Genomic DNA, 26,369 nt, shown 5'->3' with positions numbered 1-26,369 from the left:
ACCGGCGTCGAGGACATGATCGAACACGTACCCATGGAAGATCAACGCAAGGGATCCGCCTCGCTCGACGAGGCGCGGCTTCGTCAGCAGGCCATCGGCGTCAAGCTTCGCCAGATGTTCGACGAGGTGGTCAACGAGCCCATCCCGGACGAATTCCTCGACATTCTGCGCAAGGCTGAAAAGCCTTCGGGAGAGCGTTGAGCATGAGCGAAGCGCAAGTCGGCCGGTCGCCCATCGATCCGGTCCGTGACGAGACCTTCAAGAAAGAGCTCGTCACCCTCATCCCGCATCTGCGGGCCTTCGCGCGCACCCTCACCGGTGATCCGACGGCCGCGGACGACCTGGCGCAGGACGCCATGATGAAGGCCTGGGACGCCCGGGCCAGCTTCCAGTTGGGCACCAACATGAAGGCCTGGACCTTCATGATCCTGCGCAACCAGTTCTATTCGGAGAAGCGTCGCTCCTGGCGTCAGAGCCAGCTCGACCAGGAGGCCGCCGAGCGGACCCTGGTGGCGGTCGACGATCCGGAAGCGCCGGTGGCGCTGGACGAGCTGCGCATGAGCCTGGCCATGCTGCCGCCGGAACAGCGCGAAGCCCTGATCCTGGTCGGGGCCGGCGGCTTCGCCTACGAGGAAGCGGCCGACATCTGCGGATGCGCGGTCGGCACGGTGAAGAGCCGGGTCAGCCGGGCCCGTCGGGCCCTGCAGGCCATCCTCGAGTCGGGCGGCTATGAGCGTGACGGCGCCGCCGCCGGCGACGCGATGCACGCCATCCTGGCCGATGCGGAGCGTTTGAGCACCCAGCGGTGAAGCGCGTGTACGGCCGCGCGGCGGAGGTCGTCGGCACCATCCGGGTCCGCCTGCTGCTGACCCTGACGCTGGCGCTGCTGCCGGTGCTGTTGATCGGCGCGCTGCAGTCGGCCCTCGTGTTCAAGCACGAGGGCGACGCCCGGCGGCAGAGCCTCGAGCTCGCCGCCGGCCGCAGCGCCGCCATCGCCCGCGCCCGCATCGAGGCGGCCGGCGTGCTGCTCCAGACCCTGGGTCCCGGCTCGGTGGGCCTGGAATGCGCGCGCCGGCTCGACGCGGTGAAGGCCCGCCTGCCCGGCTACGCCAACCTGATCCGCTTCGACGCCTATGGCCGCGTGGCCTGCGCGGCGGGCACCACGCCGCGCGACCCCGAGCGCGCCCATCGCCCCTGGTTCCTCGACCTGGCCGCCGGCGCCCATCTGGCCGTCGCCCCGACGCCGGGCGCGATCTATTCAGGCGAGCCTTCGGTGCTGACCGCCGTTCGCGCCGAGGACTCGTCCGGCGTGTTCGACGGGGCCATGGCCGCGGTGCTGACCCTGTCCAGCCTCAAGCCCGAGACCGCCAACCGCTTCCTGCCCGACGGCGCCGAGATCGGCCTGGCGGACTCGCGCGGCCAGGTGTTCTCGGCGACCACGCCCGGCGCCTTCGGCGAGGCGCGCCCGGGCCTGCGCGACGAGATCGACCAGGGCCGCACGGTGCTGTGGTCGGGCAAGGACGCCCAGGGCCGCCGCCGGCTGTTCTCGGCCGCCTCGCTGGTCGAGGACGACGTCTTCGTGATCCTGTCGGCGCCGGCTCCCGGCATCGTCTCCTGGGCCTCGCTGAACCCGATCTCCAGCATGCTGCTGCCGCTGCTGGCCTTCGCCCTGGCCCTGCTGGCGGTGTTCTGGGCCACCGAGCGCGAGGTGATCCGCTGGATCGTCTATCTGCGCCGGGTGGCGGCGATCTACGCCAAGGGCCGCTTCACCGTGCGCCCGGTGCAGGCCTCCGAGCGGGCGCCGCCGGAGATCCGCGAGCTGGCCAAGACGCTCGACGACATGGCCGTCGGCATCGTCCAGCGCGACGCCTCGCTACGCGACAGCCTGGCGGAGAAGGACTCGCTGATGCGCGAGATCCACCACCGCGTGAAGAACAACCTGCAGATCATCACCTCGCTGCTCAACATGCAGCAGCGGGCGCTGACCGACCCGGCGGCGCGCACGGCGATGAACGACACCCGCCAGCGGATCACCGCCCTGGCTCAGATCTATCGCGCTCTTTACCAGGGCCCGGACCTCAAGCGGGTCGACCTGCGGCCGTTCCTCGAGGAGCTGACCGCCCTGCTGCTGGCCGGCGACATCAACGGCCCCGGCGCGGTGCGCACCGAGGTCCACGCCGACCCGCTGGTCATCGACCCCGACCGCCTGGCGCCGCTGGCCCTGTTCGCGGTCGAGGCCATCACCAACGCCCAGAAGCACGCCCTGGCCGAGCGCGGCGGCGCGCTGACGGTGGACTTCTTCGTGCGCGGCGAGGAGGCCGAGCTGGCCATCGGCGACGACGGCCCCGGCGCCCCGTCCGGACCCGGCGAGGGGGTGGGCCGCACCCTGATGACCGCCTTCGCCCGCCAGCTGCGCGGCACGGTGAAGTTCGATGTCAGCCCGATGGGCGGACTCCTTGTGCGGCTTGTGTTCCCGACGCCCCAGGCCCTGCCGGCGCCCCAGCATCAGGCCGGAACCTAGACCGCGCGGCCACGTTTGCTCTGGGCGATCCATCATCCGCCCACGAGGGCGAAAAGCGGAGAACCTCCCCCATGCGCAAGCTGATCATTTTCGCCGCCCTGGCGGCCAGCCTGACCGTCGCCGCCTGCAACACCGTCGAAGGCGCCGGCAAGGACGTCTCGTCGGCCGGCAAGGCCGTCACCGACACCGCCCGCGACGCCAAGAACTGATCCCGTCGCCTCGACTGAATGCGAGGGGCCCGTCTCAACCCTGAGGCGGGCCCCTTTCCATTCGGATCGCCACGTTACGCAGACGACGTCCAGAAACGGGCGCGGCGCTCGCCCGCGCATCAAACTTTGCAATACCGACACAAAAGGCCCGGATTTTCTGTCTTCGGGGAGATAACCAGGCCAAGTCCGCAAGCCACGCTGTTGGCATGTCGGTTCCGTTCGCTTCCCTCGATTCAGCCCTTCCCCCCGTGTTCGTGCACAGCGGCTGGCGCTGCTCGAGCACCTACATCTGGAGCCGGTTCCGCGCCCTGGCCGGCGTGCGGGCCTATTACGAGCCCTGGCACGAACACCTCGAGACGATGACCCACGAGATCATCGCCCGCGAGACGCCCGAGCACACGCGGCTGCGCCATCCGGGCGGCGACCGCCCCTATCTCGCGGAGTTCTCCGACCTGATCACCGCCGAAGGCGGCGTGGCCGGCTATCACGAGCGCTTCGCCCTCGACGGCTATCGTCTGGCCCCCGAGCAGGACGATCCCGAGCAGCAGGCCTATGTCGCCGGCCTCGTCGATCACGCCCAGGCCCGGGGCGAAGTCCCCGTGCTGGCCTGCTGCCGCACCCTGGGCAAGATCGAGTGGCTGCGGCGCCGGTTCGGCGGCTTCCACATCGTGCTGATCCGCGACCCGCTGCAGCAGTGGCTGTCGTTCTACTCCCTGCGCAAGCGCCCCCGGCCGACCTATTTCGAGATCTGCCAGTACGTGCTGATGGCGGAGTTCGCCGAGGCCGACAGCCTGCGCGGCGACCTGAAGGTGCCGGATTCGCGCGGCCACGGCTTCGCCGGACGGCTGGCGGCGGTGCGGCGGCGGCTGAAGCGCGCGCCGGCCAAGGTGTCGTTCGCCGCCTTCCTGTCGATCTACATCCTGTCCTACCTGCAGGCGCTGCCGGAAGCCGACCTCGTCATCGACGTCGACCGCCTGGGCCGCGACGCCGACTACCGGGCCGCCGTCTCGCGGGCGATCGAGGCCGGCTGCGGCCTGTCGCTCGACTTCTCCGACTGCCGCACGCCCGAGCCGCGCGAAACCGCCCCGCCCGTGCGCTACCGGCAGATGTCGCGGCGGGTGGTCGAGAGGCTGGACACGCGCGGCGCCCTGGCCGCGCCCGGCGCCACAGCCCTGCTGTTCGGCAAGCTGGCGCGCGCCATGGTCGATGCGCCGGAACCGCCGCCGTCGGCGTGGCGGACGCTGGTGTCGTGGCTGCGCGGTCAACGCGACGGCATGGCCCAGGCGGTCACGCGGCCGGCGCCCCGCCTAGGCTGAGGTTCAGCTGAAAATCAGGCCGCGACGGCGCGGTAGGCCGGATCGCGGGCGAACACGCCGGGACGGCCGGCCACCGGATGCAGGGCCTCGGTCACGCCGGCCAGGCTCTCGGCCTCGCCCAGCACCAGCAGCCCGTCCTCGGTGAGGCGCGCGGCGAGGTTCTCGATCAGGCGGGCGCGCACCGACGGGTCCAGGCCCGGCAGCACGTTGCGCAGCATGACCAGATCGAAGGCGCCCATGCCCGACAGGTCCGACATCAGGTTGATGCGCCGCCAGCGCACGGCCTGGCGGATGCGGGGCGAGATCGCCCAGGTCTCGTCGTGGTTCTCGAAATGCTTGATCAGCAGCCGGATCGGCAGGCCGCGCTGCACCTCGAACTGGGTGTAGAGCCCGCTCTGGGCCTTCTCCAGGCAGCGCTCGGAGAGGTCCGAGGCGAAGAATTCGAAACGCACGCCCTGTTCGAGATTGCGCGCCTCGTCGGCGGCGATGGCCAGGGAATAGATCTCCTGGCCGGTCGAGCAGGCTGCGCTCCAGATCCGCACCGAACCGTCCTTGCGACGGCGCGACAGCTCCGGCAGCGCCGTGTCGCGCAGGAAGGCGAAGGTGGCGCGGTCGCGGAAGAAGGCGGTGTCGTTGACGGTCAGGGCCTCGACCACCGCCCAGATCAGCCGCTCCTCGCGCTTGGCGCGCAGGGCCGCCACCAGGGCCTCGATCGAGGGATAGCCCTCGCGGCGCGCCAGCGGCGCCAGGCGGCTTTCGACCACGTAGTGCTTGTCGGTCTCGACCTTCAGGCCGGCGCGGGTGCGGCCCAGGGCCGCCAACAGGTCCATGTCCTCGGGGGTCATAGCAGGCCCGCCTCGGCGAACTTGGCGGCGATGATCTCGCCGTCGAAGGGCTTCATGATGTATTCGTCGGCGCCGTGATCGAGGGCCAGGCGGATGTTCTCGACCTTGTTCTCGACGGTGCAGAACACCACCACCGGCGCGTCGCCGCCCGGTTCCTCGCGCAGGCGCTGCAGGAATTCCAGGCCGTTCATCACCGGCATGTTCCAGTCGAGCAGGACAGCGTCGGGCATGGCCGCGCGACACCAGGCCAACGCCTCCATGCCGTCGGCGGCCTCGGCGATGTCGAAGCCGATGTCTTCCAACGCACGGCGGGCGACCTTGCGGATCACCCGGCTGTCGTCGACGACGAGGCAGGTCTTCACGGCACGCTCCAAATCGGAGAGCGCGTCAGGCGAAAGTGTGCGCGGTTTCGCCGCCAGACGCGCTCCAAATCCTAGACGATCAGGATTGGCCGATCCGGGTTAAGGAGCGGTGACGGCGCCGAAAAACGTACGGTCAGTCGGCGGGGGTCCAGGCGGCGATGCTGACGCGCTCCTCGGCGATCTCGACGCCGAGCTGGCCGCCGGCGGCGCGGACCACCGCGTAGAGATAGGCTGCCTGCACCCACGGACCGCCCAGGCCTTCGCCCAGCGGCTCGCCCTTCAGGCCGGCCAGCACCTCGGGGCGCAGGCGGGCGCGGGGGCCGACGGCGTCGGCGGTGATCGCGGTGCGGCCGTCGGCGACGACGGCGCGCAGCGTGGCCACGCCGCCGGCCGGCAGGGCGCTGGCGGCGATCTGGGCGATGTTGAGCAGGGCGCGCGAGGCGGCCTTGTTCAGCGACTGCGGCGCTATGTCCCAGGTCAGGTTGGGACGCACGTGGGCGAAGACGCCCTGCTGGGCCAGCTTTTCCAGTTCGCGGGAGTCGAAGCTCTCGGCCGAGGCCGAGGCGCCGAAGGCCACGCGGGTGAACTGCAGCAGGTCGGCCAGCTTGCGGGCCGAGCTGGTGATCAGGCTCATGGCGTCGTCGCGCATGTCCTGGGCGCTGGGGTCTTCCAGCAGGTCCAGACCCGAGACGATGGCGCTGGCCGGGCTGATGAAGTCATGACACAGGCGCGCGGCCACCAGGGCGGCGAAATCCGGGCCGTTGACGTCAAGCGTGGCGGCGGGCGCGGGCGAGGCGGTGGCTTCGGTGTCGGTCATGGCGCGATCTTTGGCGTGATTTGGGACTTTGGCAAACGGGACCGCCAGGCCGCAACGACGACTTTTAGGGCGTCTGGACGCCTAAAACCGCTCCCGCTTTGCGCCGCCAGCCTCTATCAGGTGCGTGTGATGGATCCCTTTCTCGAACCCGGCGTCCTGGTGCGCCATCCCGGCCAGCCCGACTGGGGCCTTGGCCAGGTGCAGTCCGTGACCGGCCATCGCGTCACCGTGAATTTCGAAGAGGCCGGCAAGCAGACGATCGACGCCCGCGTCGTGACCCTGGACTTCGTCGGCGACGACCCCCGAGGACAAGCATGAGCTCCGCCCCCATTCCGGCGAACATCGGCCGCGACCTGGCCCGCATCGTCGAGGCCGCCGCCGAGGTGATCCTGCCGTTCTGGCGGACCGAGCTGGACGTGGTGCGCAAGGCCGACGAGAGCCCGGTGACCGAGGCCGACCGCGCCGGCGAGAAGGTGATCCTGGCCCTGCTGGCCCAGCAGTTCCCCGACATCCCCGCCATCTCCGAGGAGCATGCCTGCGAATACGGCACGCCCGACCAGATCGGCCCGCGCTTCTTCCTGGTCGACCCGGTGGACGGCACCAAGGCCTTCGTCCGCGGCGACCCCAACTTCACCGTCAACATCGGCCTGATCGACCAGGGTGTTCCCGTCGCCGGCGCGGTCTGCGCCCCGGCCACCGGCGAGGTCTGGTTCACGGCCGACGGCGGCGTGCTCAAGCGCGAGGGCGCGGACGGCGCCGAGACGCCGGTGCGGGCCCGCGCCTGGCCGCAGGGCGAGGCCCTGGCCCTGGTCAGCCACACCATGAAGGAAGACAAGGCCACGGCCCTGGCCGACCAGTACGGCTTCAGCCTGCGCGCCCCGATGGACTCGTCGATCAAGCTGGCCCGCATCGCCGAGGGCGCGGCCGACATCTATCCGCGCCATGGCCCGACCATGGAGTGGGACACCGCGGCCGGCCACGCCCTGATCGTCGCCGCCGGCGGCCGCTTCACCACCCCCGAGGGCGAGCCTTTCCTTTATGGCAAGGCCGACCAGGGCTTCCGCAACGGCTGGTTCGTGGCCCGCGGCGCCTGATACCAAGGCGAAACGTTGCAATATGGTCACGGTCGCCGCACGCAGCGGCGACCGGGCTCATCCTGCGACTGATTATTATTGCACCCCAGCAAAGGCGCAACTAATAACGCCTCGCAATTTCAGGACAGGGGCCGCGGATCCTTCCCTCCGCGACCCGAGCTGGGGTCTCACTAAAAGATGCAAAAGCCTTCCTCGCCCGCCGCCGCCGGCGTTCGCAGCCACGCCCGCCGCGCCCTGGGCGCCGCCGCCGTCGCCGGTGTCGCCGGTCTGGCCATGGCGCCCGCCGCCTTCGCCGCCGACGCGGTGGACGCGGCCCCGGTCGCCACCGCCCCGGCCTCGGCCCCCGCGCCGAGCGCGGCCGACGTGCAGGAAGTGTCCGGCATCGCCGTCGACGCCCGCAAGGCCACCGACATGCAGTCGGGCAAGTACACCGCCCCGCTGGTCGACACCCCGCGCTCGATCACGGTGATCTCGTCGCAGATCATCGAACAGACCGCCTCGACCTCGCTGCAGGACATCCTGCGCACCTCGCCGGGCATCACCTTCGGCGCCGGCGAAGGCGGCCAGCCCCTGGCCGACCGTCCGTTCATCCGCGGCCAGGCCTCGGGCAACAACATCTTCGTCGACGGCATCCGCGACAGCGGCGGCCAGTCGCGCGAAGTCTTCGCGCTGGAGCAGGTCGAAGTCGTCAAGGGCGCGGACTCGGCCTACGGCGGCCGCGGCTCGGGCGGCGGCAGCATCAACCTGTCGACCAAGACCCCCAAGGCCCAGGACTTCGTCCGCGGCGGCCTGGCGGCCGGCACCGACAACTATTTCCGCGGCACGGTCGACGCCAACTATGCGTTCGCCGAGAACGCCGCCTTCCGCCTCAACCTGATGGGCACGCAGGGCGACACGCCCGGCCGCGACAGCGTCGACTTCAAGCGCTGGGGCATCGCCCCGTCGCTGGCCTTCGGCATCGGCACGCCCACCCAGGCGACGCTGACCTACTACCACCTCGACACCGACCAGGACCCCGACTACGGCATCCCGCTGGCCAGCAAGCGCACCTGGGGCGTGGCGGGCACCGACAGCCGCACCCGTCCGGCCAACGGCATTCTCGACGTCTCGCGCGACGCCTATTACGGCCTCGATCGCGACTTCCAGAAGACCAGCGCCGACATCGGCACCTTCATCATCAAGCACGAAATCAACGACAACCTGACGGTCCGTCAGGCCGTGCGCATCGGCCAGTCGGTCAACGACTACCTGGTGACCAACCCGGGCGACGGCGGCGCGGCCCAGTTCGTCGCCGGCGAATGGTGGATGAAGCGGGGCACCAAGTCGCGCTGGAACGAGACCACCACGGTCGCCTCGGTCACCGACCTGAGCGGCAAGTTCGACCTCGGCTCTCTGAAGAACAGCTTCAACATCGGCCTGGAAGTGTCGCGCGAGGTGAACGACAACGCCTCGTACGTGATCTACACCACCAAGGGCTCGACCTGCCCGACCGGCTTCACCAACAACGTGACCACGGCCGGCGTCGGCGACTGCACCCGCCTCTACGCCCCCAACCCGTCGGACGCCTGGGAAGGGATCATCACCCGCGGCCCGTCCTCGCGCTCGGTGACCAAGACCACCGCGCTCTACGGCTTCGACACCGTCAACCTGACCGACAAGCTGCTGCTGAACCTCGGCCTGCGCTACGACGAGTACGAGACCAACGGCTACAACGCCACGGCTGCCTCCTCGAGCGGCGTGATCACGGCCGTCACCTACACCAGCCTCGCCGCCGCCAAGTGGGACTTCGTCAACTACCAGGTCGGGCTGGTCTACAAGCCCACCCCGAGCAGCAGCGTCTACGCTTCCTACGCCACCTCCTCGACCCCGCCGACCATCTCGGGCGGCGACCAGAACACCGCCTCGGGCTCGGGCACCGGCAACCTGGCCAACGAACTGCTTGATCCCGAAGAGTCCACCAACGTCGAACTCGGCGCCAAGTGGAACCTGTTCGGCGACCAGCTGGCCCTGTCGGGCGCGATCTTCCGCACCGAGCGCAAGAACGCCCAGATCCTGGTCGACGCCACGACCAGCACCTACGAGCAGGCCGGCAAGACCCGCGTGCAGGGCGTCGAGCTGGGCGCCTCGGGCAAGGTGACGCCTAAGTGGCAGGTGTTCGCCGGCTACACCTACATGGACAGCGAGCTGGTCCGCGGCGCCATCACCAGCGTCAACATCGGCGACCCGCTGGCCAACACGCCCAAGCACTCCTACAGCCTGTTCACGACCTACCGCGTCCTGCCGCAGATCTCGATCGGCGGCGGCGTCTACGGCGCCTCCAAGAGCTTCGGCGGCAACCAGGGCGGCGCGGGCGGCGGCGCCACCGGCGTCTTCGCCCCGGCCTACACCCGCTACGACGCCTTCGCCTCGTGGAAGGTCAACGACAAGGTCGACCTGCAGCTCAACGTCCAGAACCTCAGCGACGAGCGCTACATCCTGCGCACCAACGGCGTGCACCACGCCGACCCGGCGCCGGCCCGCCAGGCCCTGCTGACCCTGAACGTCCGCTACTGATCCTTCTCGTCTTCACCGGCGAAAAGCGCATGAACCCCGCCCGGAGCGATCCGGGCGGGGTTTTTCGTTGAGCGCGCGGAACGGGATCAGGAAATATTCGCCTGACGCGAGCCGGCGCCAACCTAAAGTTTACCCTTGGGCGCGACGATCCGCCTCACCTTCCGCCGGGAGCTGGGATTGTCCTCGCCGCGCTCGCCAGACACGCCGCCCGCGCCTTTGAGCCAGGCCGAGAGCGCGCAATGGTTCTTCGAGAACGCCCACGACCTGTTCGCCGTCGTGGTCGAGGGCCGTTTCGTCACCGTCAATCCGGCCTGGACGCGCCTGACCGGCTGGACCGCCGCCGAGCTGATCGGCCAGCCGCCCCTGAAGTTCATCGATCCCGAGCACCACGCCGAACTGATCCAGGCCGGCGAGGTCATCCGCGCCATGGGCGGCACGGTCCTGCGCGTGCGCATGGTCTGCAAGGACGAGCGCCGCGTCTGGCTCGAGGCGCATGTGCGCCAGGGTCCCGCCGGCGAGATGGTCGGCACCCTGCGCGACGTCTCGGCCGAGGTGGCCCGCAAGGCCGAGCAGGCCGTCTCGCGCCGCACCCGCGAGATGCTGGCCTCGGCGGCCGGCGTCGGGGTGTGGAGCTTCGATCCCGTCACCCAGCGCATCGAGTGGTCGAGCGACATCCTCAGCCTGACGGGCCTGCGCCCCGAGCAGGTCTCGACGCCCGAAACCTTCTACGCCCAGCTCGACGAGCCCGAGCGCAGCCGCGTGCGCTCGACCTTCACCCGCGCCGTGCGCACCGGCCAGGGCGGCACGATCGAGCACCACATGCGCGGCGCGACGGGCCAGAAGTTCTCGTTCCGCGCCACCTTCCAGACCGAGCCGCGGCCCGGCGGCGTCTTCGCCCTGCGCGGCATCTCGCAGAACATCACCGAGGTCGCCCGCGACCGGGATCTCGCCCGCTGGGGCGAGCAGAAGGCCCGCCGGCTGGTCGAGAGCGCGCCCTTCGCCGTGGCCCTCTACGACCGCGACCTGCGCCTGAAGGTGGTCAGCCCGCGCTTCCTGGAGATCTTCCAGGCGACCGAGGCCGAGGTCATCGGCAAGTCGCTGCAGGAACTGACCTATGGGGCGCGCAAGCGCTTCGTCGCCGCCGTCGAGCGCGCCCTCACCGGCCAGACCGTGGTGCGCCGCGAGGACAGCCTCACCGACGGCCAAGGGGTCGAGCACCGGCTGCGCTGGGAGGCCCGCCCCTGGCGCGACGCCAGCGGCGCGATCGCCGGCGTCATCACCTATATGGACGACGTCACCGCCCTGGCCGACGCCCGCCGCGAGGCCCGCGCCAACGCCCGGCGGCTGAAGACCGCGCTCGGCGCCGCCCAGGCCGGGGTCTACGAGATCGACCACGCCGATCGCTCGTTCTGGGGCTCGCCCGAGTTCCACCGCATCCTGGGCCGCCGCATCACCTTCGAGGACGTGCGCCAGGCCATCTGGCCGATGATCCGCTCCGAGGACGTGGCCGCCGTCTACGCCGCCGGCGCGGTCGGCCGCTGGGGCGAGCGGGCCTTCGACGCCCGGGTCGTGCGCCCCAACGGCGAGGAGCGCTGGATCCGCCTGTTCCACGAGGTGCGCCGCGACGCCTCGGGCCGGGTGCGCAAGGCCTATGGCCTGGTGCTCGACATCGACGAACAGAAGCGCGCCGAACTGGCCCTGGTGGAGGCCGAGCGCGCCGCCCAGGCGGCCAACGAGGCCAAGGCCCAGTTCCTGGCCAATATGAGCCACGAGATCCGCACGCCGATGAACGGGGTGCTGGGGATCATCCACCTGCTCAAGCGCCAGGGGCTCTCCTCGGAAGCCGACCACCTGCTGGGCGAGGCCCTGGCCTGCGGCCGCATGCTCTCGACCCTGCTGGACGACATCATCGACTTCTCGCGCATCGAGGCCGGACGCCTGGACGTCACGCCCGAGCCGATCGACCCGGCCGACCTGGTGCGCAGCGTCGCGCGCCTGCTGAAGGGCCAGGCCGAGCACAAGGGCCTGGCCCTGATCGTCGACGCCCCGGACGTCGGGATCGTGCTGGCCGACCCCACCCGCCTGCGCCAGGCGCTGTTCAACCTGGTCGGCAACGCCGTGAAGTTCACCCTGTCGGGCTCGGTGACCCTGCGCCTGCGCCGCGAGGGCGCCGACCGCCTGGCGTTCGAGGTGGCCGACACCGGGGTCGGCATCGCCCAGGACGCCCAGGCGCGCCTGTTCCAGCGCTTCCAGCAGGCCGACGCCAGCACCACCCGCCGGTTCGGCGGCTCGGGCCTCGGCCTGGCCATCACCCGTCGCCTGGCCCAGATGATGGGCGGCGAGGTCGATTTCTCCTCCGTCGAGAGCGAAGGCTCGACCTTCCGCCTGACCATCGCCGCGCCGTCGGTGGCCCAGCCCGCCCAGGGCGACGCCGTCGACGAACAGATGCTGCAAGGCCTGAAGGTGCTGGTGGTCGAGGACAACCCCACCAACCGCATGGTCGCCCGCCGGATCCTGGAGATGCTCGGCGCCTCGGTCGAGACGGCGGAGGACGGCCTGTCGGGCGTCGAGGCGGCCGAGCGCGGCTTTGATCTGATCCTGATGGACGTGCAGATGCCCGGCGTCGACGGGCTGGAGGCCTCGCGCCGCATCCGCGCCCTGCCAGGCCCGGCCGGCGCCACGCCGATCGTCGCCCTGACCGCCAACGTCCTGGCCCACCAGCGCGCCACCTACCTGGCCGCCGGCATGAACGGCGTGGCCGCCAAGCCGATCTCCCCCACGGCCCTGCTGTCGGAGATCGTCCGCGTCGCCGAGGCCGCCGCTGGGGCTGCCGCCACGGCCCAGGCCGCCGTCGCCTGACGACGTTCTCCGAAGGCTTCCCAGGACGCCGCGTTCCGGGCTAATCCTCCGATCAATCAGGGGGATTTCCGAATGACGGAAACGGTATCGGGCGCGGCTCACAAGAAAGGCGCGTCGATGCGCACGGTGGTGGCGGCCTCGTCGGCCGGCACGGCCTTCGAGTGGTACGACTTCTTCATCTTCGGCAGCCTGGCCCAGGTCATCTCCAAGACCTTCTTCACCGGCCTGTCCGACACCGCCGGCTATATCGCCGCCCTGGCCCTGTTCGGCGTCGGCTTCGCCTTCCGGCCCCTGGGCGCCCTGGTCTTCGGCAAGATCGGCGACCAGGCCGGCCGCAAGGGCGCGTTCCTGGCCACGGTGCTGCTGATGGGCGGCGCGACCTTCGCCATCGCCCTGCTGCCCACCTTCAAGCAGGCCGGGATCATCGCGCCGATCCTGCTGATCATCCTGCGCTGCGTGCAGGGCTTCGCCCTGGGCGGCGAATATGGCGGGGCGGCGATCTATGTCGCCGAGCATTCCCCGCCGGGCCAGCGCGGCCGGGCGACGTCGTGGGTGCAGAGCTCGGCGTCGCTGGGCCTGTTCGCGGCGCTGCTGGTCATCCTGGCGACCCGCTGGCTGCTGGGCGCCCTCATCGGGCCGGCGGCCTTCGACGACTGGGGCTGGCGCATCCCCTTCGCCGTCTCGATCGGCCTGCTGGCGGTCTCGGTCTGGATGCGCCTGAAGCTCAGCGAAAGCCCCACCTTCGCCCGGATGAAGGAAGAGGGCGCGGCGTCCAAGGCCCCCTACGCCGAAGCCTTCGGCCAATGGAAGAACCTCAAGCTGGTGCTGCTGGCCTTCTTCGCCGTCATGTCGGCGCAAGGCGCGGTCTGGTACACCACCTTCTTCTACATCCAGACCTTCATGGAGAAGTTCCTCAAGGTCGCGCCCGGCACGATCAACGGCCTGATGATGGGGGCCGCGGCGGTCAGCGCGGTGCTCTACGTCGTCTTCGGCTGGCTGTCGGACAGGATCGGCCGCAAGCCGGTGATGCTGGGCGGCATGACCCTGGCGCTCGTTTTCTACTTCCCCGGCTTCCACCTGCTGGAGCGCGCCGCCAACCCGGCCCTGGCGGAGGCCTCGGCGAGGGCTCCGGTCAGCGTCACCGCCGCCCCCGGGGACTGCGCCCTGCAGTTCGACCCCATCGGCAAGGCCGCCTTCGTCTCGTCCTGCGACATCGCCAAGAGCGCCCTGGCCAATGCCGGCGTCTCCTACGCCAACCAAACCGGCCCGGCCGGCGCCCCGGCCGTCGTCCAGATCGGCGAGACGCGCATCGTCTCGAAAAGCGCCGAGGGCCTGCCGGCCAAGGACGCCAAGGCGGTGAAGGCCGCCGGCGAGGCCGCGATCAAGGCGGCGCTGGCCAAGGCCGGCTATCCGACCGCGGCCGATCCCGCCCGGATCAACATCTGGGGCGTGTTCGGCGTGCTGCTGGTGTTCGTGATCGGCGCCACCGCCCTCTACGGCCCGCTGGCCGCGGCGCTGGTCGAGCTCTTCCCGACGAAGGTCCGCTACACCGCGCTGTCCCTGCCCTACCACATCGGCACGGGCTGGATCGGCGGCTTCGTGCCCTTCAGCGCCTTCGCCATCGTGGCGGCGGTGGGGAACATCTATGCGGGCCTCTGGTACCCGGTGATCTTCACCCTGATCAGCGTGCTGACCACGGCGTTCCTGCTGCCGGAGACGAAGGGGCGAAGCCTCGACTAGCCCCTCTCCCCTTGCGGGAGAGGGTGGCCCGCGAAGCGGGTCGGGTGAGGGGTCGAAGGCGCTGTCCGCCGCGACGGCGGCCCGACCAGGCGCGGCGGCGGAGATCTGAGAGACCCCTCATCCGACGCCTTCGGCGCCACCTTCTCCCGCAAGGGGAGAAGGATCTTTAGTGATCCGCCGCCCGGGCCAGCTTCCAGCGGATCTTCGCGCCCTTCTCGGCGCGGACCTGGCTTTTCAGGACGATCACCCCGGCCTGGCGGGCGTGGCCGTGGTCGAAGTGGGGGGCGGCCAGGACGGCGACGTCGGGCGCATCGTTGCGCAGCCACCAGCCGATGTTGGACGGCCCCTTGATCAGCACGCTCTTGCCGTCGCGGGCCAGCGAGGCGCGGGCGTCGGGGTGGAGGTGGAAGCTGATCTTGAACGGATGATAGCGGCGCGGGCCGTCGACTTTCGCTTCCGCCATCGGGATCAGGCTGTCCTCGCCGCGCAGCTCGTCGGCCGCGATGTCGAGGAACAGGCGGCGGGCGTGCTTGAGGCCCAGGCGCCGCCAGCCGTCATGGACGATGTCGAGCCAGACGCCCTGCTCGGCGTCGTGGCGGCGGGACTCGACGCTGGTCGCGCCGTCGACCAGCCAGGGACCCAGCGCCGCGGCCCGAAAGCCCGACAGCGGACGGCCGGCCGAGCCGCCGCCCACCGACACGGTCGAGGCGGCGTCGGACAGACGGAAGGCCTGAGCGTTGGCCGCCTCGGGGCTCCAGCCGCTGGAGGTGATCAGCCGGTCCTTGCCGCAGATGATCTCCAAGGCGGCCGGTTGGGCGCAGGCCGAACGGCTGAGCGCGCCCGCGGGCGGGACGCCGGCGTCGGCCATCACCTGGATCGTGCCGCCCTGCATCTTCTGGAAGCCGGCGTGCGGCATGTCCATCGGCGGCTGGGGACCGTGGTCGTCGTGGGCCAGGGCGGCGGCGATGCGGGCCGGCTCGATGGCCTCGCCGCCGTGGAAGGCCGCCAGCCGTCCGTCGGCCAGGGCGAAGAAGCGCGCGCCGGACGACAGGCGGTCGATGGCCCGGCTCATCGCCTCCGGCGTCGGCCGGCCGCGCTGGCCCAGGGCGTCGTCGAGGGTCAGGAGGTCGAACAGCAGCTCCAGCCCGGCCTCGGGCGAGCGCGAGGCGTGACCGCCGTCGGCCAGGACGACCGTGTCGAGGCAGCGCAGCACCCGGCGCAGGCCTTCGGCCATCAGGCGGTCGCTGGCCTTGCCGACCAGGGCCGTGCCGGCGATCGTCACCACCACCGCCCGTTCCAGGACGCGGTCGGGGGCGTCAGAGGCCCGAAGCAGCTGGCGAGCGCCGCGGGCTATGTCCAGGGCCAGGGCCGTCGCCTCGGCGTCGGAGGCGCCCGGCGACAGGGTCTTGGCGGCGCAGGCCAGGTGGAAGGTGCGGCGCTCCAGGCACTCGCCCGACCACGAGAACTGGTTCCAGGTTCCGAACACCCGCCGCCAGTCCTGGATCAGCCGCAGGGCGCGCCGCGCGCCCTCGGGACCCTGGGCCAGCAGGCCGGGCAGCCAGTCGAAGCGGTGCAGGGCGACGGCGAAGGCGCGCGAGGGGCTGGGGGTGTCGAAGGGATCGCCCTCGGCCCCGACCTTCAGGCTTTCGTCGTGCAGGGTCAGGACGCCATCGAGCAGCTGGCGGCCGCGCTGGACCTGCACCGGACGGGGATCATGCGGCCGGGCGGCCAGGCCGACGGGACGCGGCGAGGAGATCAGCGCCCGGTGCGGCGGCGAGCCGAACCACTCGCGCTCGACGCCGGCGCGGGCCGAAGCGGCGATCGACCGCGCCAACACGGATCCCCGGCGCACAGGACGTCCAGCGGGACGCCCGGCGGCCTGGGATGCGGAAGGCGTGTCGGGCGCGCCGGTCATGCGGTGGCGTCAGTCCCCTTTGAGGGCGCGGATGTTGGCGGCGTAGGCGTCCGGGCCGCCCTTGAACACCGCCGAGCCGGCCACCAGGGCCGTGGCGCCGGCGGCGACGCACTGGGGCGCGGTGACCGGGGTCACCCCGCCGTCGACCTCGACGATGACGTCCAGGCCCTGGGCGTCGATCAGCTTGCGCAGGGCCTCGACCTTGCGCAGCTGGCCGGGAATGAAGCTCTGGCCGCCGAAGCCGGGGTTCACCGACATGACCAGCACCAGGTCGACGTCCTCGAGGATCCATTCGACGTGGTCGAGGCTGGTCGAGGGGTTGAACACAACGCCGGCCTTGGCGCCCAGCTGGCGGATGCGCTTGAGCGAGCGGTGCAGGTGGGGACCGGCTTCCGGATGGATGCTGATGATGTCGGCGCCGGCCTCGCGGAAGGCTTCCAGATAGGGATCGGCCGGGCTGATCATCAGGTGCACGTCGAACGGGATCTTGGCGTGCGGCCGGATGGCTTTGACGATGTCGGGGCCGAGCGTGATGTTCGGCACGAAATGGCCGTCCATGACGTCGACATGCACCCAGTCGGCGCCGGCCGCCTCGATGGCGGCGACTTCGGCGCCCAACTTTGCGAAGTCGGAAGCGAGGATCGACGGGGCGATGATCGGCGCGGTCATGGTGTTCCTGGCTTACCGGGCAAAGGCTCGCGCTACAAGCGAGCGGTTGAGTTGCAGCCTTATGCGGCCTTGACGAAGCGGGCCACGAAGAAGCCGTCCTGGCCGCCTTCGCGGTGATGGGGCAGCAGGCGCAGGGTTCCGCGCGCCGTCAGGCTGGCCTGCGGCGCCCCGCCCTCGCCGGCGCCGATCGGGGCCAGCGCGAATTCCGGATGGCGGGTGAGGAAAGCCTCGACCTGGGCCTCGCCCTCTTCCGGCTCCAGCGAGCAGACGCAGTAGATCAGGCGGCCACCGGGGGCGGTGCGCTTGGCCGCGCTGTCCAGCAGGGCCGACTGCACGGTCGCCAGGCTGGCGATGTCGCCCGGGCGGGCGGCCCACAGCACGTCCGGATGGCGGCGGAAGGTGCCGGTGGCCGAGCACGGCGCATCCAGCAGCACGGCGTCGAAGACGCGCTCGTCGGTCCAGGTCGCGGCGTCGGCGGCCACCACCTCGGCCTGGAGGTTCATGCGGGCCAGGTTCTCGCCGACCCGCTTGAGGCGCGAGGCCGAACGGTCGACGGCCACGACCTTGGCGCCCGTGGCGGCCAGCTGCAGCGTCTTGCCGCCAGGAGCCGCGCAAAGATCGACGGCGGTCTCGCCGGGCTTGACGTCCAGCAGGCGGGCGGGAACGGCGGCGGCGGCGTCCTGCACCCACCAGCTGCCGTCCTCGAAGGCCGGCCAGGCGGCGACGTCGCCGCGACGGCGGGTGCGCAGGGTGTCGCCCGGCAGCACCTCGGCCTCCAGGGCCTCGGCCAGGGCCGCGACGTCGGTTCCGGGCTTGAGGGAAAGATCGGTGGCCGGCTCCTCGGCCACGACGGCGGCCAGGGCGCGGGCGTCGTCCTGGCCCCAGGCGCCGACCCAGCGGGCGAACAGCCACGGCGGCGTCAGGTCGGACGGATCATCGGACGGCGCGCCGTCACGCAGCAGGCCGCGCAGTACGGCGTTGACCAGCCCCTTGAACGGACGGCTGGCCTTGTTGGCGCCGGCCAGCTCCACGCTCGTCGCAACGGCGGCGAAGGCCGGCACCTCGAGATAGAAGGCCTGGGTCGCGCCCAGGCGCAGCAGGTTGCGCACGCGGGGCGGCGGCTCCTTGCTGAGCTTGGCGGCGAGGGCACGGTCGACGGGTCCCAGACGGCGCAGCGCGGCCATGGCCAGAGCGCGCGCGAAAGCGCGCTCTCGCGGCTCCAAGGCGCGGAAAGCGTTGGTCGTCGCGGCCTCGTCGAGGCCGCCGCGGCGCGAAAGGGCCGCGTCGAGTAGGGCGAGGGCCGCTTCCCGAGCGGGAAGGCCGTCGTTCAATTCCTGAGTCACCGCCCCGCCGTGCCCCGCAATGAGCGCGAGCGCAAGCCCCTTGGATGATCCATCGACGCTTGCGTGCTATGAAAGCGCATGTCCGACGATCTTTCTTCCCCGCTTTCCGAGGTTCAGGACCCGGAACTGGCCCGCCTGGGCGCCGCTCCCGGCAAGGACCTCAGCCCCGCCGCCCGCCGCGCCCTGGAAGAGGCAGCCGCTCGCCGCGAGGCCGAGGCGGCCGCGTCGCTTCCCGCGGAACAGGGCGGCCGCGACGGCCCCGAGCCCACGCGCTTCGGCGACTGGGAGCGCAAGGGCGTAGCGGTGGATTTCTGATCACGATCCTTCTCCCACCACATCCCACCTCTCCCATAGGGAGAGGGAGGGGCCCATGCGCAGCATGGGAGGGTGAGGGGTTAGGGACCTTTCCGGACAGGGCAGGGTCGAAGGAGATGAGACGGTCGACGTCTTACCCCCTCACCCTCCCACGCCTTCGGCGCGGGCCCCTCCCTCTCCCCATGGGAGAGGTTTTCCTTTTCTAGGCCTTCGGCTTGCGCGGAGCGGCCGGCTTCTTGGCGGGAGCGGTCTTGGGCGCGGCCGGCGCAGGCTTTTCAGCCGCCCGCGCCGCAGCCGCCACCGCCGGCTTGGCCAGCAGGTCGCGGATTTCGGTCAGCAGCTTTTCTTCCGGGGTCGGGGCCGGCGGGGCTTCCGGAGCCGGGTCGGCGGCGTCGGCGCGGCGGATCTGGTTGACCAGCTTGACCAGCAGGAAGACCACGGCCGCGACGATGAAGAACTGGATCAGGGTGTTGATGAAGGCGCCGTACTGGATGGCGACCTTCTCGACCGCCTCGGTGGCCGGATCCTCGGGGCGCAGCACCCATTCCAGCTTCGAGAAATCGAGCCCGCCGGTCAGCAGGCCGATCGGCGGCATGATCACCTGGTCGACCAGGCTCTTGACGATGCCGTTGAAGGCCGCGCCGATGATCACGCCGACGGCCAGGTCGATGACGTTGCCGCGGGCGATGAACTCGCGGAATTCCTTGACGATGCTCATGCGAAAATCCCTCTCGGCACATCCAACGCCGAGAGGCTGAAGCGGTTCGCCCGCAGGGGCAAGTGAGTCGGTTTCCCGACTATTCCGCGTTCAGGCGGGCGCGCAGTTCCTTGCCGCTCTTGAAGAACGGCACGTGCTTGGCGCGGACGTCGACGGTTTCGCCGGTGCGCGGGTTGCGGCCGGCCCGGGCCGGGCGCGAACGGACCGACAGGGCGCCGAAGCCGCGCAGCTCCACGCGGCCGCCGCCTTCCAGCGCGCCGATCATGCGTTCGAGGATCACGCCCACGACGCGTTCCACATCCTTCTGCGTCAGGTGCGGGTTTTCGTTCGCGAGCCTGGCGATGAGTTCAGACTTGATCATCGATGTCCCCTGCGCCGAGGGAGCGGCGCGCCGCGACCTTTGCCCAAGCGGCATGGAATCTTCAAGGAAAAGGTTGCAACCGGTTCCCAAAGACTGCGGGGGCGCCCGGAGTAACCGCAAAAGAAAAGCGGCGGCCGGATCACTCCGGCCGCCGCCTGTCTTCAGCTCATGCCGTTAGGCGAGAGCTTAGTCCTTCGTAGCGCGCTCGCGCAGAGCGGCGCCCAGGATGTCGCCCAGCGAAGCGCCGGAGTCCGACGAGCCGAACTGCTCGATGGCTTCCTTCTCTTCGGCCATTTCCAGCGACTTGATCGACAGCGAGACGCGGCGCGCGGCCTTGTCCACGTTGGTGATCTGAGCGTCGACGCGGTCACCCACGGCGAAGCGCTCGGGGCGCTGTTCCTGACGATCGCGCGACAGGTCCGACTTGCGGATGAAGGCGGTCATCGGGGCGTCGTCTTCACCGAAGCGGACTTCGATGCCGCCCGAGGTCACTTCCGTGACGGTGACGGTCACGGTCTGAGCCTTGCGGAAGGTGTCGCCCGACATCGGGTCGCCGGCCAGTTGCTTGATGCCGAGCGAGATGCGTTCCTTCTCGATGTCGACGTCGAGCACCTTGGCCTTGACCAGGTCGCCCTTCTTGTAGCGGGCCATGGCTTCTTCGCCGGCGACGCTCCAGTCGATGTCCGACAGGTGCACCATGCCGTCGATGTCGTTGTCGAGGCCGACGAACAGACCGAATTCGGTCGCGTTCTTGACTTCGCCTTCGACGGTCGAACCGATCGGGTGAGCCTCGACGAAGGCTTCCCACGGGTTGGCCAGGGCTTGCTTCAGGCCCAGCGAGACGCGGCGCTTGGACGGATCGACGTCCAGGACCACGACGTCGACTTCCTGCGAGGTCGAGACGATCTTGCCGGGGTGGACGTTCTTCTTGGTCCACGACATTTCCGACACGTGCACCAGGCCTTCAACGCCGGCTTCCAGCTCCACGAAGGCGCCGTAGTCGGTGATGTTGGTGATGCGGCCGGTGAACTTGGCGCCGACCGGGTACTTGGCTTCGACGCCGTCCCACGGATCCGACTGCAGCTGCTTCATGCCGAGCGAGATGCGCTGGGTGTCCGGGTTGATCTTGACGATCTGGACCTTCACGGTGTCGCCCACGGCGAGCACTTGGCTCGGGTGGTTGACGCGCTTCCAGCTCATGTCGGTGACGTGCAGCAGGCCGTCGATGCCGCCCAGGTCGACGAACGCACCGTAGTCGGTGATGTTCTTGACGACGCCTTCGCGGATTTCACCCTCTTGCAGCTGCGACACCAGTTCGGTGCGCTGCTCGGCGCGGGCTTCTTCCAGGATGGCGCGACGCGAGACGACGATGTTGCCGCGCGGACGGTCCATCTTCAGGATGGCGAAGGGCTGTTCCTTGCCCATCAGCGGGCCGACGTCGCGGACCGGACGGATGTCGACTTGCGAGCCCGGCAGGAAGGCCGAGGCGCCGCCGAGGTCGACGGTGAAGCCGCCCTTAACGCGACCGACGATCGCGCCCATGACGGGTTCGTTCTTGGCGTAGACGCCTTCCAGGCGGGTCCAGGCTTCTTCGCGCTTGGCCTTTTCGCGGCTGATGACCGCTTCGCCCATGGCGTTCTCGAGGCGCTCGAGGAAGACTTCGACGGTGTCGCCGGTCTTGATGGTCGCCTTGCCGGCTTCGTCGACGCCGAATTCCTTCAGCTGGACGCGGCCTTCGGTCTTCAGACCGACGTCGATGATCGCGAAGTCCTTCTCGATCCCGACAACGACGCCCTTGACCACGGAGCCTTCGGCGAAGTCGCGGCCGCCCATGGAGTCGTTCAGGAGCGCTTCGAAATCGTCGCGCGTGGGGTTGAAGCTCATATCGTCAGCCATGCTGATCTTTGGTCTCTGGGTTGTGGGAAGCCCTGCGATGAGCGCCGCCAGATGACGGTTCTCGGGATTCCGGGTGAAGTGGATTTTTGATGCGATCCGGCGCTTCCAAAGCGGCGGCGAGGCGGGCGTTAGATTAGCCCTTGGGGTTTCCCCACCGGGCGCGCGCCGTCTCGACGATGCGGAGAGCCGCATCGAAGGCCTGGGATATAGTCATTTCCGACGTATCAAGCAAGGTGGCGTCCTGCGCCTGGGCCATGGGCGCGTCCTTGCGGCCGCCGTCGCGCTCGTCGCGCTTGTGGATGTCGGCCAGGATCTCTTCGAACGAGACGCTTTCGCCCTGGCCGGTCAGCTGTTTCCAGCGGCGATCGGCGCGGACCTCCGGACTGGCCGTGACATAGAGCTTGGCCGGCGCCTCGGGGGAGATGACGGTGCCGATGTCGCGGCCGTCGAGCACGGCGCCGCCGTCCTGGCTGGCGAAGGTCCGCTGCAGGTCGAACAGGGCCGAGCGCACGCCCGGATGCACGGCCACGCGGCTGGCGGCCTCGCCGGCGGCGCGCGTGCGCACCTCCGGCCGCTCCAGTTCGGCAAGGTCGAGGCCCCGGGCCGAGGCCTCGGCGGCCCCGGCGTCGTCCAGGTCGCCGCCGGCCTCCAGCAGCCGCACCCCGACCGCCCGGTAGAGCAGGCCGGTGTCCAGCATCGGCAGGCCGTAGTGGGCCGCCAGGCGCGAGGCGATGGTGCCCTTGCCCGAGGCGGCCGGGCCGTCGACGGCGATCACGAAGCCCATGGATCAGGCCTCGACGATCGAGCCGCCCAGGCCCGTCATCAGCGACACGAAGCCCGGGAAGCTGGTGGCGATCATGCCAGGCTCGTCGATCTCGACCGGCTCCAGGGCGGCCATGCCCAGGATCAGGTGGCTCATGGCGATGCGGTGATCGCCGTGGGTGATCACCTTGCCGCCGCCGCGCACCGGATGGTTGCCGCCGCGCGTGCCGACCACGGTCATGCCTTCCGGCTCTTCCTCGACCGTGACGCCGCAGGCCAGCAGGCCCGCCGCCGTCAGGGCGATGCGGTCGCTTTCCTTGACCCGCATCTCGCCGATGCCGCGCATGACGGTGGGACCATCAGCGAAGGCGGCCGCGACGGCCAGGATCGGATATTCGTCGATCATCGACGGCGCGCGCTCGGGCGGCACGACCACGCCCTTGAGCTGCGAATGGCGGGCGGTGATGTCGCCGACCTCCTCGCCGCTCTCGACGCGGACGTTCGAGATCACCAGATCCGCGCCCATCTCCTGCAGGGTGGTGAAGAGGCCCGTGCGCAGCACGTTGAGCATCACCCCCTCGACGGTCACTTCCGAGCCGGGGACGACCAGGGCCGCGACCAGCGGGAAGGCGGCCGAGGACGGATCGCCCGGCACCTGCACGTGCGTGCCCTTCAGCTTCTGGCCTTCGGGCAGGCGCACGTGGCGCACGCCCTTTTTGTCCTCGACGATCACCTCGGCCCCGAAGGCGCGCAGCATGCGCTCGGTGTGGTCGCGGGTGGCTTCCGGCTCGATCACCTCGACGCCGCCCTCGGCGTGCAGGCCGGCCAGCAGCACGGCCGACTTCACCTGGGCCGAGGCCATCGGCAGGGTGTAGACGAGGCCGCGCAGGCCGCCGCCCTTCAGGGTCAGCGGCAGGCGGCCCTTGTCGCGGCCAAGCCAGGTGGCGCCCATGCGGGCCAGCGGGTCGAGGACCCGGCCCATCGGACGGCCGCGCAGCGAATGGTCGCCGGTGAAGGTGGCGCACATGGAAAAGCCCGAGGCCGCGCCCATGATCAGGCGCACGCCGGTGCCGGCGTTGCCGCAGTCGATGACGTCCGAAGGCTCGGCGAAGCCGCCCTTGCCCTCGACGCGCCAGCGGCCGACGCCTTCCTTTTCGATGCGCGCGCCAAAGGCCTGCATCGCCCGGGCCGTGGCCAGGACATCGTCGCCTTCCAGCAGTCCCTCGATGGTCGTGGTGCCGCTAGCCAGGGCCCCAAGGATCATCGAACGGTGCGAAATGGACTTGTCGCCAGGCGCCCGAACCGTACCGCGAAGGGCTCCGCCGGGCGTGCTCTTCAATCCAGCCGTCGTCATGCCGAAACCGGCTCCTTGCAACATAGGTGTTTCGCGAAGGGGTTTGCTTTTGACAGCGGCCCTTCGTCATGGCAAGTCAGCCGCCGCTTTTCCCATCAGGATCAAAGGGTCGCCACCTTGGCAAATCCCGACTTGGGCGCAAAACAAATCTGCCCCAGCTGCCAGTCGAAGTTCTACGACCTCAACCGCCGTCCGGCCGTCTGCCCCAAATGCGGCGAGCAGTTCGATCCGGAAGAGGCGCTGAAGTCCCGCCGCGTGCGCGCCCGCGCCATCACGCCGGACTACGACGCCGAAGACGAAAAGGAAGTCCCGGCTCCCAAGGAGCAGGACGGCTTCGAGGACGAAGTCGACGAAACCCCGGAAATCGACGAGGCCGCCGAGGCCGACGTCGTCGAGACCGATGACGAGGACGGCGATCCGACCGCGGCTCCGGCTCCGGGCGGCGACGACCTGGGCGTCGACTTCGCCGAGGACGAGGATCTCGCCGAGGACGAAGCCGACGACGTTCCGTTCCTGGAAGACGAGGACGACGACGATCTCGGCGACGAGATCGAAGGCCTCCCGGGCGAAGAAGACGACGACCGCTAAGCGGCGAATGCGCCGGGGTCGGAGTGATCCGACCCCGGGTTTTCGGGTTCTCCACAGCGTTTCGTCGCACCCCGAAAAAAAGTTCGCCGAGGGGGTTGATCCCGGAAAAACCTCGGCATAGGTTCCGCGCCTCTTCGGGGGGCAGCCACTCGGAACCGTCGAAGAGACTAAGGAATTCAGACGGAAGTCTTCGGATTTTCGGAAGAGCCTTGGGGCTATAGCTCAGCTGGTAGAGCGCTTGAATGGCATTCAAGAGGTCAGCGGTTCGACTCCGCTTAGCTCCACCAAGACGGCCGCTTCCCTAAAGGGAGCGGCCGTTTCCATTTTCGGAGCCGTCCGAAGACTTGCCGGAAAACTTGAGCCTCGCCTTGCGGAGGGGGCTTGATCCCGGAAAGGCCTCGACATAGGTTCCGCGCCTTCCCGGGCGACCATCCGGGAGACCAAGGCTTTCGTTTTTTCGAGGGGGCCTCGGGGCTATAGCTCAGCTGGTAGAGCGCTTGAATGGCATTCAAGAGGTCAGCGGTTCGACTCCGCTTAGCTCCACCAAAACGGCCGCTTCCCTAAAGGGAGCGGCCGTTTCCATGTCTGGGCTCCGCAAAACCCCCTCAGTCGCTCCGCGACAGCTCCCCCAGAGGGGGAGCATCTTCGCCGCCCAGATCCTCCCCCTCTGGGGGAGGTGGCCCGGAGGGCCGGAGGGGGTCAGCGCGGCGTCGCGATCAGCCCCGCCAGACGCCGCACGCCCTCCTCCATCTGCTCCGGCGGCAGCAGCGAATAGCTGAGACGCAGGGTGTTCTGCGCCGGAGCTTCGGCGAAGAACGGGGCGCCGGGCACGAAGGCCACGCGGGCCTCGACCAGGGCGCGCTCCAGCAGGGTCTTGCCGTCCAGCCTCTCGGGCAGGGTCAGCCAGACGAACATGCCGCCTTCCGGCGAGATCCAGGAGACGTCCTTGGGCATGTGGCGCTCGAGCGCCGCCAGCATGGCCCGCGCCTGGCCGCCATAGGCCCCGCGCAGGCGGTGCAGGTGCTGGTCGTAGCCTTCCGACACCACGCGGTGGGCGACCATCTGGTTGATGGTCGAGACGTGCAGGTCGCCGCCCTGCTTGAGCAGGACGAGCTTCTCGATCGCCGCCTTGGGACCGCAGATCCAGCCGATGCGCAGGGCCGGCGACAGGGTTTTGGACAGGGTGCCGCAGAACAGGGTGCGCGCGGCCTCGATCGAGCCCTTGCGGGCGATGTCCAGCGCCAGCAGCGAGGGGATGGCCTCGCCGCCGAACCGCAGCTCGCGATAGGCCGCGTCCTCGATCAGCGGGAAGTCCTGAGCGTCGGCGAGGTCCAGCAGGGCCTCGCGCTCGGCCAGGGTCAGGCTGACGCCGGTCGGATTGGCGAAGTCGGGCACGAAGTAGCCCAGGCGCGGTTCGCGGGCCGCCACGGCGCCTTGCGCCGCCGCGTCGCCGGCCAGCGCGCCCTCGGGCAGGTCGAGATAGGCCGGCTGGTAGGCGTTGAAGGCCTGCAGCGCGCCCAGATAGGTCGGCCGGGCCACCATCACGGTCGCGCCGGGGTCGAGGAACAGCTTGCCCAGCAGGTCGAGCGCCTGCTGCGAGCCGGCGGTCAGCAGCACGTTCTCGGGCTCGCACGGCATGCCGTCGCGGGTCATCCGCTCAGCGATCCAGCGGCGCAGCGGGCCGTGGCCCTCGCTGACCGTGTATTGCAGCGCCTGGGCGGCCTGGGCGCCGTCGGCGAGGATGTCGCCATAGGCCGCCCGGATGGTTTCGGCGGGAAACAGGGCCGGGTCGGGAATACCGCCGGCGAACGACAGGATGTCGGGCTGCTCCAGCAGCTTCAGCAGTTCGCGGATCTCGCTCGCGCGGATGCCGGCCATGCGCGCGGAAAAGCGTCCGGCCCAATCCTGGATGGCCGCGTCTTGGGTGTCGATGGTCATGGAGGTCGTGTTCTTCGTCGAGACTGATCTGTGCGGCGGCCCTGGTCGCTGTCTTGAAAGGGCCGCCTGTCTTTTTGAGCGCGGCGGCTGAGGCCGCCCGTCGGGCGCACGGAGGCGCCCCGCCTGATCCCTAGCGGTCAGGCGCTGCGTACGAGTCCGGTCGGTCCAAGGGAGCGGCGGCGCTGGAAGCGTCC

Annotated in this window: 23 protein-coding genes, 2 tRNA genes and 1 pseudogene; 14 read left to right on the top strand and 12 right to left on the bottom strand. The window is 70.0% G+C overall.

What is annotated here, in order from left to right; all coding sequences use genetic code 11:
- Positions 1-15: 15 nt before the first annotated feature.
- The 5 genes from nepR to AC1RRS_RS04860 all read left to right on the top strand — a co-directional run bounded on the left by nepR (position 16) and on the right by AC1RRS_RS04860 (position 4,046).
- Positions 16-201, top strand: coding sequence for an anti-sigma T factor NepR (gene nepR / locus AC1RRS_RS04880; protein ID WP_110118974.1), 186 nt, complete (start codon positions 16-18; stop codon positions 199-201).
- Between the two features lie 2 nt (positions 202-203).
- Complete coding sequence (locus tag AC1RRS_RS04875; RefSeq protein ID WP_110118973.1) at positions 204-809, top strand: sigma-70 family RNA polymerase sigma factor; 606 nt, start codon at positions 204-206, stop codon at positions 807-809.
- Positions 806-2,521 (top strand): sensor histidine kinase PhyK, encoded by a 1,716-nt coding sequence (gene phyK / locus AC1RRS_RS04870; protein ID WP_492854167.1) that lies wholly within the window; start codon positions 806-808, stop codon positions 2,519-2,521. Before AC1RRS_RS04875 ends, phyK begins: the two co-directional genes overlap by 4 nt.
- A 71-nt stretch (positions 2,522-2,592) precedes the next feature.
- Positions 2,593-2,730 (top strand): entericidin A/B family lipoprotein, encoded by a 138-nt coding sequence (locus AC1RRS_RS04865; protein WP_110120447.1) that lies wholly within the window; start codon positions 2,593-2,595, stop codon positions 2,728-2,730.
- 248 nt (positions 2,731-2,978) lie between these two features.
- The gene (locus tag AC1RRS_RS04860; RefSeq protein WP_492854166.1) at positions 2,979-4,046 is read left to right on the top strand and encodes a hypothetical protein; all 1,068 of its coding nucleotides are present in this window, start codon (positions 2,979-2,981) and stop codon (positions 4,044-4,046) included.
- A gap of 14 nt (positions 4,047-4,060) precedes the next feature.
- Here AC1RRS_RS04860 and AC1RRS_RS04855 read toward each other — a convergent pair whose 3' ends face one another.
- The 3 genes from AC1RRS_RS04855 to chpT form a co-directional block, all read right to left on the bottom strand.
- Positions 4,061-4,891 (bottom strand): CheR family methyltransferase, encoded by an 831-nt coding sequence (locus AC1RRS_RS04855; protein WP_492854165.1) that lies wholly within the window; start codon positions 4,889-4,891, stop codon positions 4,061-4,063.
- Positions 4,888-5,265 (bottom strand): response regulator, encoded by a 378-nt coding sequence (locus AC1RRS_RS04850; protein ID WP_487288865.1) that lies wholly within the window; start codon positions 5,263-5,265, stop codon positions 4,888-4,890. The genes AC1RRS_RS04855 and AC1RRS_RS04850 overlap by 4 nt, the downstream gene beginning before the upstream one ends.
- Positions 5,266-5,386: 121 nt before the next feature.
- Positions 5,387-6,070 (bottom strand): histidine phosphotransferase ChpT, encoded by a 684-nt coding sequence (gene chpT, locus AC1RRS_RS04845; RefSeq protein WP_487288864.1) that lies wholly within the window; start codon positions 6,068-6,070, stop codon positions 5,387-5,389.
- A gap of 126 nt (positions 6,071-6,196) precedes the next feature.
- Between chpT and AC1RRS_RS04840 the strand changes: the two genes are divergently transcribed.
- The 5 genes from AC1RRS_RS04840 to AC1RRS_RS04820 all read left to right on the top strand — a co-directional run bounded on the left by AC1RRS_RS04840 (position 6,197) and on the right by AC1RRS_RS04820 (position 14,316).
- Positions 6,197-6,388, top strand: a complete 192-nt coding sequence (locus AC1RRS_RS04840) for a DUF3553 domain-containing protein (protein WP_198575282.1) — start codon at positions 6,197-6,199, stop codon at positions 6,386-6,388.
- Positions 6,385-7,164: a 3'(2'),5'-bisphosphate nucleotidase CysQ gene (gene cysQ / locus AC1RRS_RS04835; RefSeq protein WP_492854164.1), complete on the top strand. Its 780-nt coding sequence runs from the start codon at positions 6,385-6,387 to the stop codon at positions 7,162-7,164. The genes AC1RRS_RS04840 and cysQ overlap by 4 nt, the downstream gene beginning before the upstream one ends.
- Before the next feature lie 177 nt (positions 7,165-7,341).
- Positions 7,342-9,717, top strand: a complete 2,376-nt coding sequence (locus tag AC1RRS_RS04830) for a TonB-dependent receptor (RefSeq protein WP_492854163.1) — start codon at positions 7,342-7,344, stop codon at positions 9,715-9,717.
- 177 nt (positions 9,718-9,894) lie between these two features.
- A complete protein-coding gene (locus tag AC1RRS_RS04825) occupies positions 9,895-12,576 on the top strand; it encodes a PAS domain S-box protein (RefSeq protein ID WP_492854162.1) in 2,682 nt (893 codons plus the stop codon).
- A 72-nt stretch (positions 12,577-12,648) separates the two neighbouring features.
- Positions 12,649-14,316, top strand: coding sequence for an MFS transporter (locus tag AC1RRS_RS04820; RefSeq protein ID WP_492854161.1), 1,668 nt, complete (start codon positions 12,649-12,651; stop codon positions 14,314-14,316).
- Positions 14,317-14,482: 166 nt separating this feature from the next.
- Here the strand turns inward: AC1RRS_RS04820 and AC1RRS_RS04815 are convergent, their stop codons facing one another.
- From AC1RRS_RS04815 to AC1RRS_RS04805, 3 genes are read right to left on the bottom strand one after another with little or no spacing between them, the layout of a single operon-like run.
- The gene (locus AC1RRS_RS04815) at positions 14,483-16,231 is read right to left on the bottom strand and encodes a heparinase II/III family protein (protein ID WP_492854160.1); all 1,749 of its coding nucleotides are present in this window, start codon (positions 16,229-16,231) and stop codon (positions 14,483-14,485) included.
- Between the two features lie 9 nt (positions 16,232-16,240).
- A complete protein-coding gene (gene rpe / locus AC1RRS_RS04810) occupies positions 16,241-16,900 on the bottom strand; it encodes a ribulose-phosphate 3-epimerase (RefSeq protein WP_198575287.1) in 660 nt (219 codons plus the stop codon).
- 59 nt (positions 16,901-16,959) lie between these two features.
- On the bottom strand, positions 16,960-18,243 hold the full coding sequence (locus AC1RRS_RS04805; RefSeq protein WP_492854159.1) for an RsmB/NOP family class I SAM-dependent RNA methyltransferase: 1,284 nt from the start codon (positions 18,241-18,243) through the stop codon (positions 16,960-16,962).
- A gap of 78 nt (positions 18,244-18,321) precedes the next feature.
- Here AC1RRS_RS04805 and AC1RRS_RS04800 point away from each other — a divergent pair, with 78 nt between their 5' ends.
- Positions 18,322-18,558 carry a DUF1674 domain-containing protein gene (locus tag AC1RRS_RS04800; protein WP_110133256.1) on the top strand — a complete coding sequence of 79 codons (237 nt, stop codon included), beginning with the start codon at positions 18,322-18,324 and terminating at the stop codon, positions 18,556-18,558.
- 307 nt (positions 18,559-18,865) lie between these two features.
- Here the strand turns inward: AC1RRS_RS04800 and mscL are convergent.
- From mscL to aroA, 5 genes and pseudogenes are all read right to left on the bottom strand, one after another.
- Positions 18,866-19,276, bottom strand: a pseudogene (gene mscL, locus AC1RRS_RS04795) (large-conductance mechanosensitive channel protein MscL); the annotation flags it as partial.
- 79 nt (positions 19,277-19,355) lie between these two features.
- Positions 19,356-19,637 (bottom strand): integration host factor subunit beta, encoded by a 282-nt coding sequence (locus AC1RRS_RS04790; protein ID WP_110120436.1) that lies wholly within the window; start codon positions 19,635-19,637, stop codon positions 19,356-19,358.
- Positions 19,638-19,823: 186 nt separating this feature from the next.
- A complete protein-coding gene (rpsA, locus tag AC1RRS_RS04785; protein ID WP_487288856.1) occupies positions 19,824-21,533 on the bottom strand; it encodes a 30S ribosomal protein S1 in 1,710 nt (569 codons plus the stop codon).
- Positions 21,534-21,666: 133 nt separating this feature from the next.
- Positions 21,667-22,317 carry a (d)CMP kinase gene (cmk, locus tag AC1RRS_RS04780; protein WP_492854158.1) on the bottom strand — a complete coding sequence of 217 codons (651 nt, stop codon included), beginning with the start codon at positions 22,315-22,317 and terminating at the stop codon, positions 21,667-21,669.
- 3 nt (positions 22,318-22,320) lie between these two features.
- Positions 22,321-23,649, bottom strand: coding sequence for a 3-phosphoshikimate 1-carboxyvinyltransferase (gene aroA / locus AC1RRS_RS04775; protein ID WP_492854157.1), 1,329 nt, complete (start codon positions 23,647-23,649; stop codon positions 22,321-22,323).
- 117 nt (positions 23,650-23,766) lie between these two features.
- On the opposite strand from aroA, the gene AC1RRS_RS04770 reads away from it, so the two are divergent.
- From AC1RRS_RS04770 to AC1RRS_RS04760, 3 genes are all read left to right on the top strand, one after another.
- Positions 23,767-24,237, top strand: a complete 471-nt coding sequence (locus AC1RRS_RS04770) for a TIGR02300 family protein (protein WP_487288851.1) — start codon at positions 23,767-23,769, stop codon at positions 24,235-24,237.
- Between the two features lie 211 nt (positions 24,238-24,448).
- Positions 24,449-24,524, top strand: a tRNA-Ala gene (locus AC1RRS_RS04765).
- Positions 24,525-24,707: 183 nt separating this feature from the next.
- A tRNA-Ala gene (locus AC1RRS_RS04760) sits at positions 24,708-24,783 on the top strand.
- Positions 24,784-24,936: 153 nt separating this feature from the next.
- On the opposite strand, the gene AC1RRS_RS04755 is transcribed toward AC1RRS_RS04760, so the two are convergent.
- Complete coding sequence (locus tag AC1RRS_RS04755; protein WP_492854156.1) at positions 24,937-26,175, bottom strand: aminotransferase-like domain-containing protein; 1,239 nt, start codon at positions 26,173-26,175, stop codon at positions 24,937-24,939.
- Between the last annotated feature and the right edge of the window lie 194 nt (positions 26,176-26,369).

The sequence above is a fragment of the Caulobacter sp. GW821-FHT12A07 genome, from assembly GCF_058807655.1.
This window is presented reverse-complemented; position numbering and strand designations above follow the sequence as displayed.

Bases quoted from the DNA above. Each gene is read 5' to 3' on its own strand.
- AC1RRS_RS04790 (WP_110120436.1), bottom strand. From the start codon at position 19,637: ATGATCAAGTCTGAACTCATCGCCAGGCTCGCGAACGAAAACCCGCAC.
- AC1RRS_RS04820 (WP_492854161.1), top strand. From the start codon at position 12,649: ATGACGGAAACGGTATCGGGCGCGGCTCACAAGAAAGGCGCGTCGATG.
- AC1RRS_RS04875 (WP_110118973.1), top strand. From the start codon at position 204: ATGAGCGAAGCGCAAGTCGGCCGGTCGCCCATCGATCCGGTCCGTGAC.
- AC1RRS_RS04830 (WP_492854163.1), top strand. From the start codon at position 7,342: ATGCAAAAGCCTTCCTCGCCCGCCGCCGCCGGCGTTCGCAGCCACGCC.
- AC1RRS_RS04755 (WP_492854156.1), bottom strand. From the start codon at position 26,175: ATGACCATCGACACCCAAGACGCGGCCATCCAGGATTGGGCCGGACGC.
- aroA (WP_492854157.1), bottom strand. From the start codon at position 23,649: ATGACGACGGCTGGATTGAAGAGCACGCCCGGCGGAGCCCTTCGCGGT.
- AC1RRS_RS04815 (WP_492854160.1), bottom strand. From the start codon at position 16,231: ATGACCGGCGCGCCCGACACGCCTTCCGCATCCCAGGCCGCCGGGCGT.
- rpsA (WP_487288856.1), bottom strand. From the start codon at position 21,533: ATGGCTGACGATATGAGCTTCAACCCCACGCGCGACGATTTCGAAGCG.
- cysQ (WP_492854164.1), top strand. From the start codon at position 6,385: ATGAGCTCCGCCCCCATTCCGGCGAACATCGGCCGCGACCTGGCCCGC.
- rpe (WP_198575287.1), bottom strand. From the start codon at position 16,900: ATGACCGCGCCGATCATCGCCCCGTCGATCCTCGCTTCCGACTTCGCA.
- AC1RRS_RS04800 (WP_110133256.1), top strand. From the start codon at position 18,322: ATGTCCGACGATCTTTCTTCCCCGCTTTCCGAGGTTCAGGACCCGGAA.
- nepR (WP_110118974.1), top strand. From the start codon at position 16: ATGATCGAACACGTACCCATGGAAGATCAACGCAAGGGATCCGCCTCG.
- cmk (WP_492854158.1), bottom strand. From the start codon at position 22,317: ATGGGCTTCGTGATCGCCGTCGACGGCCCGGCCGCCTCGGGCAAGGGC.
- AC1RRS_RS04865 (WP_110120447.1), top strand. From the start codon at position 2,593: ATGCGCAAGCTGATCATTTTCGCCGCCCTGGCGGCCAGCCTGACCGTC.
- AC1RRS_RS04855 (WP_492854165.1), bottom strand. From the start codon at position 4,891: ATGACCCCCGAGGACATGGACCTGTTGGCGGCCCTGGGCCGCACCCGC.
- chpT (WP_487288864.1), bottom strand. From the start codon at position 6,070: ATGACCGACACCGAAGCCACCGCCTCGCCCGCGCCCGCCGCCACGCTT.